This window comes from Bacillus sp. JJ1503 (genome assembly GCF_036965125.1).
Classification (GTDB): Bacteria; Bacillota; Bacilli; order Bacillales; family Cytobacillaceae; genus Cytobacillus.
Map to the genome: position 1 here is coordinate 1 of NZ_JBALOZ010000514.1, position 5,677 is coordinate 5,677.

General features: G+C 35.9%; 5 protein-coding genes. 3 read left to right on the forward strand and 2 right to left on the reverse strand.

From position 1 onward, the window contains the following. From V7149_RS26100 to V7149_RS26110, 3 genes are all read left to right on the forward strand, one after another. Positions 1–482, forward strand: a 482-nt coding sequence (locus V7149_RS26100; protein WP_335348463.1) for a chromate transporter, incomplete at its 5' end; no start/stop codon positions are given. Positions 483–598: 116 nt separating this feature from the next. After that, on the forward strand, positions 599–2,146 hold the full coding sequence (locus V7149_RS26105; RefSeq protein ID WP_335348464.1) for an ABC transporter substrate-binding protein: 1,548 nt from the start codon (positions 599–601) through the stop codon (positions 2,144–2,146). Positions 2,147–2,196: 50 nt separating this feature from the next. Next, a complete protein-coding gene (locus V7149_RS26110) occupies positions 2,197–3,300 on the forward strand; it encodes a M24 family metallopeptidase (protein ID WP_335348465.1) in 1,104 nt (367 codons plus the stop codon). Positions 3,301–3,731: 431 nt separating this feature from the next. Here the strand turns inward: V7149_RS26110 and V7149_RS26120 are convergent, their stop codons facing one another. Next, complete coding sequence (locus V7149_RS26120) at positions 3,732–4,469, reverse strand: arylamine N-acetyltransferase family protein (protein WP_335348466.1); 738 nt, start codon at positions 4,467–4,469, stop codon at positions 3,732–3,734. Positions 4,470–4,516: 47 nt separating this feature from the next. Beyond that, the gene (selD, locus tag V7149_RS26125) at positions 4,517–5,566 is read right to left on the reverse strand and encodes a selenide, water dikinase SelD (protein ID WP_335348467.1); all 1,050 of its coding nucleotides are present in this window, start codon (positions 5,564–5,566) and stop codon (positions 4,517–4,519) included. Positions 5,567–5,677 lie beyond the last annotated feature (111 nt).

Consider the following 5,677-nt stretch of genomic DNA (forward strand, 5'->3'; position numbering starts at 1 on the left):
CCTCTATACCTTTAATAGAAAATGAAGTGGTTGGAAATTATGGTTGGATGACTACACAAGAATTCAGCGAGGTTTTAGCTGTCGGAAATTCTTTGCCAGGACCGATAGCTACAAAGATGGCTGCTTATATAGGGTATTCAGAGGCTGGAATAATAGGAAGCTTCATTGCGTTATTTGCATCAGTGGCTCCTTCGATCATTCTAATGTTATTTTTAATGGCCATTTTACTCAAATATAAAAACAAACCGCAAGTGAAAAATATTTCTATTGCGGTACGTCCCGTAATTGCAGTCTTATTAGGCGTTATGACTTTCCAGTTTACAAAAGATTCTGTAATGGGTCTAGGAACGACCTATACTGTCATTCTTATAGCAGGAAGTTATTTTTTGCTGGAAAAATTTAAGTTACATCCCGCCTTGGTCATTGTTTTAGCTCTTATTATTGGTGCTGCCACAGGAATCTACAATTCTGAATTAAATTAATACTCTATAGTTCAGTAAGGTATTCTTAATGCTATTAAGGGGGTGGGCTAAAAAAGTTTTTAACAGGTAAGTTTAGGTTGCTAATTATAAATATATTATGATAAGGGGAGTTAAAAATGAATAAAAAATGGCTAGGGCTATTCGTTATTATTTTTTCGTTGCTTTTGGTAGGCTGTACATCGGAAACAACAAATAAAGAGGAGGTAGGGGAAGAAAATAAAGATAATAATGAAGGTGAAAAAGAAATAACATATGCATCAACTTCTGAACCGATAGGATTATCACCCATCGGAACATTTGATACAGTTTCTGGTCGTGCGATTGTTCAAATTTACGAAAGGTTATTCATGTTTAATCCAGAAACTAATCAAATTGAACCTCATTTAGCTAAATCATATGAAAGGCCTGATGAGACAACATGGATAATTCAGTTAAACGAAGGAATAAAGTTTCATGATGGGACACCATTTAATGCAGAAGCCGTAAAATATACATTTGAAACATTTATTAATCCAGAAACAGCATCACCTGCTGCACATACACTCTCAGCAATAGATAAAATTGAAACAGATGGAGAATACACTGTTATAATTCACACTAAAACTCCAACACCTACATTTCTTAACACACTAGCCGCAGTAAATTCTTCTATTGTTAGTCCAACAGCCTATCAAAATCAAGATTTAATGCAAAAACCTGTAGGTACTGGTCCATTCAAATTTGTAAATTGGACAAAAGGTTCTGATATTGTCCTTGAAAGAAATGAAGATTACTGGCAAGGTGTTCCAGAAATCCACCAATTAAAGTTTTTAATTGTTCCAGAAATGTCAACAGCTCTTTCAATGTTACAAACTGGTGATGTTCAATTAGTTGATGGGTTGGATGCCCAACAGTTACAACGAGCTGAGTCAATAAATTCTGTTGATGTTTTAAAAGAAAAAGGAACCTATGTGTATTTCTTTAGCGTGAATCATGAAAAAGCACCAATGAACGAACTTCCATTTAGACAAGCCCTTGCTTATGCACTAGATTTAGAGAGTTACAGGAATCAACTTGGTGGAACTGGTTATAAATCGAATGGAATGATTGGTCCAACAGTTGCTGGTTATGACCTATCTATTGAAAATTTTGGTTACGAATATGATCCAGAAAAGGCAAAAAAAATTATTAAAGAACACGGTTACGATAAATATGAACTTACTTTTTTAGCTACAACTCATAGAGAATATATGAAATTTACGGAAATCCTCCAGGCTCAACTAACTGACATAGGACTCAATGTGAAAATTGAATCAATGGATTGGGCTTCTTATTTATCAGTTACAGCAGAAGGTAAATTTGACCTTTATATCCTAGGTACAACGAATGCATCTGCTGGAATAGATAACTTAATCAATAATTTACACAGTAAAAATGTTGGAAAAAGCAACCGTATGCGTTATAATGATCCAATTTTCGATGGCTTTGTTGACCAGGCTAGGTCAGAGTTTGATGATGGAAAACGGCAAGAATTATTTAATGAAGCACATCAACGAATAATTGAGAATGTCGGAGTTGTTCCATTACACCATGCATATGTTATCGTGGCCCATAGCAAGAATATTTCCGGGATTAAGATATACCCAGATGGAATGTGGTCGCTTGCAAAAGCTAAAATAAATTAACATGCAAAAATTCGCTATATGAAGGGATTTTAAGGAGGTATATAGGCTAGATGACCAAAATCAATATTAATGATCGAGTTAGTAAATTAAGAAATAGTTTAGAAGATTTACAATTAGATGCGGCTGTGATTCTATCTGTGGAAAATAGAATCTATTTTTCACAATTCACAGGGTCAAGCGGTGCATTGATCATTACTAAAGACGAGACATATTTATTAACAGATTATCGTTACAGTGAGCAGGCTACGAAGCAGGCGAAAGAGTATGAAGTTATTCGTCATACAGGGACTCTTATTGATAGTCTAGGTAAACATTTAAAAGCAAAAAATATCAATAGAATCGGTATTGAAGGTTCAATGGCATTTAGTCACTTTAGGGATTTAGAAAAAAACACCTCCATTGGAACATTTGATATTTTAGATCAAGCCATTATGAGCATTAGAAAAATTAAAGATGAATATGAGGTTTCTTGTATTCACAAAGGAATTACACTTTGTGATATGGCTTTCAATCATATAATAAACTACATTCAACCAGGTATGAGTGAAAAAGAGATTGGATTAGAATTGGAATACTTTATGAAAAAGAATGGAGCAGATCAAATAAAAAGCAACCATATTATTGCTTCAGGAGAGCGCTCATCTCTTCCTCATGGTGTGGCCTCAAGCCGAATCGTCAATGAAGGAGAATTTGTAAAAATGGATATCGGAGCTATTATCGAAGGATATTATTCCGATTTTACACGTACAGTTGTAATTGGTGAGCCGACTGTGCAACAAAGAGAAATCTATCAAGTGGTCTTCGATGCATTAGAAGCTAGTTTAAGACAAATAGGTCCTGGGAAAACTGCAGCTGAAATCGATGAAGTAGGGCGTTCGGTAATACGAAATGCTGGATATAATGAGTATTCTGGTAATAGTCTAGGGCATTCACTTGGATTAAATATTCATGAATCTCCTTTCCTTAGAGTCAATGACCATACTCCGTTAGAGCCGGGCATGGTCATTACAGTTGAACCAGGTATTTATATACCTGGTTGGGGAGGAGTTCGTATTGAGGATTTAGTAGTAATTAGAGAAAATGGTCATAATAATTTGACAACTGCAACAAAAGAATTACAAATTATTCCCATTAGGTCACAAATAATCAATTAATATAGATAAAAAAGCAGCTTGACTTTTGATTATTCTAAAAAATAAAATTTTATTTTTGAGGTTAACTCAAAGTGAAATTATTTTTATCTACTTACAAAACACACCCAGAAATTGAATTTCTGAGTGTGTTTTTCATTTTATGAAACTCTTAGCACTAGCATGAGGATAGAAAGCTTGGAAAAGCTTATATAGAAGTTGTACCGCTGTCGAACAATGTTCATAATCGAACAGGAAAACTTGCAAAAGTTCATTTTGATCTGTTGACCCTTAGTTTATAATGCTCAAAAAATTAGCTGCTGAAAAATCAATATTATGTTAACTCAACAATAAGCTTCTTAAACTTAAATTTTTAGGTAATGCTGTAGGTCTACCTTCCTTTTTAGAAGAGGTTTTACGATACTGTTTTACCTCAAGTTATAAAAAAACTTATATTAAATCGTAATTTGAAATACTTCTTTTAAAAACTGATTTTTTTCTTTTTCAGTTAAATCCCACTTATTTTTCTGCCTGTCTTTAGTTTCAGTAACCGTTAAACCATTTAACGTAATTCTGCCGGTCTTTGTTGCGATAGATACAATATCTCCATGTGTAAATGATGAATCAGGGGATGTTTGATTGTAAAGTAAGCCTTCAGTGAACTCACCGATTTGTTTTGGTAAGTCAGAAAACCGATATAATATTTTCCACTCCTGCTCTTCATATCTTTGGAGATCATAAAATCCTTCAGCTGTTTTATTGACCCTATATGTCCCACTCACATCGGTACGTTCTTCACCAGTTAAAGGTACAGGCTGCCTGACAGAGTCACCGAATCCAACGTCAACAAGATAGAGATGATCGAGATGAACAATGATTGCGACATGGGTATCTGGTTTTGCCCATCCGGTTGACTTATTGACCGTACAAGCAATTAAATGAGACTTAAAGCCGAGCTCGGTTAATAATTGCTGGAAAAGACCATTTAGCTCATAGCAAAAACCGCCGCGATGCAGGCCAATTACTTTATTGTAAATTCGGCATAGGTCTAATTCAATATTAACCTTTCTTGTAACATCGAGATTTTCAAAAGGGATCTTTTCCATGTGATTCTTTTGCAATAATGATAGGTAGTCAAGCGTTGGAGAACTTTTCTCAACAACCAATCTCTTTGAATATTCTCGAACTTCCATGAAAACCATCCTTTAAAAATGATTTTTGAGTAAAAGGGAAGCAATTATTATTTGACGTAAATTAATTTATCCTTTTTAGAAACTACCTTGCCAATAATGGACGCATATGGCAATCCAGCTTCATGTAATTTTGTTATATAGTCGGCCGCCTGATTTTCCGGCATTGAAACAAGCAACCCTCCAGAAGTAATAGCGTCACATAATATTAATTGGTTTTCAAAGGAGATATTATCGTATTGTACATCCTCAATCAGCCATTTATGGTTCGCTTTCGAGCCCCCTGGGACGATTCCTTGTTCAGCAAGTTTGTATGTACCGTCTAATAGCGGAACTTTATCGAAATAAACTTCAAAGCTTACATCACTTCCACGAGACATTTCACTTCCATGTCCAAGTAATCCGAACCCGGTTACGTCTGTTACGGCATGGGGTTCAAAGGCAGTCAAAATTTCCGCAGCCGTTTTATTTAGCATGGCCATTGTATCAGTAACCGCTCGTTCTTGATCCTCGGTAACAGCACCCCTTTTGATCCCAGTCGTCAAAATCCCAACACCAATTGGTTTTGTTAAAACAAGGGAATCCCCTGGTTTTGCACCGACATTTTTCCAGAAACGTTCTGGATGAACAATCCCTGTGACAGACAACCCAAATTTAGGTTCCTGATCATCAACAGAATGCCCGCCAACCGTAATGGCCCCAGCCTCATTCACTTTATCGGCTGCACCTCTTAAAATCTCAGCCAGCATGTCTGGTCCAAGTTTTTTTACAGGATAGCCAACAATATTAAGCACTGTTTTTGGCTGACCGCCCATCGCATATACATCACTTAATGCATTTGCGGCGGCAATTTGACCAAACATGTATGGGTCATCAACAATTGGAGTGAAATAATCAACTGTTTGAATTAAAGCAATTGAATCGGTTAATTGATATACACCAGCATCATCTGATGTTTCATGGCCGACAAGTAGCTCAGGTACTCGTTCTTGCTGTGGTAATAGACGCAAAACTTGCGTCAAGTCCTCTGGACCAATTTTACAGCCTCAGCCGGCTTTTGTTGACAAGGATGTCAACCGAATTTTTTCTTGCTCGCTCATTTTGCCACCTCCACCCTCAGTATACCTTTATTTAACAATAAAATCACAAAATTAATACTGATTGTTTGCGGAAGAAACGTGATTATAATAAAATGGGGCATATATAAAATA

Bases quoted from the DNA above. Each gene is read 5' to 3' on its own strand.
- V7149_RS26105 (WP_335348464.1), top strand. From the start codon at position 599: ATGAATAAAAAATGGCTAGGGCTATTCGTTATTATTTTTTCGTTGCTT.
- V7149_RS26110 (WP_335348465.1), top strand. From the start codon at position 2,197: ATGACCAAAATCAATATTAATGATCGAGTTAGTAAATTAAGAAATAGT.
- V7149_RS26120 (WP_335348466.1), bottom strand. From the start codon at position 4,469: ATGGAAGTTCGAGAATATTCAAAGAGATTGGTTGTTGAGAAAAGTTCT.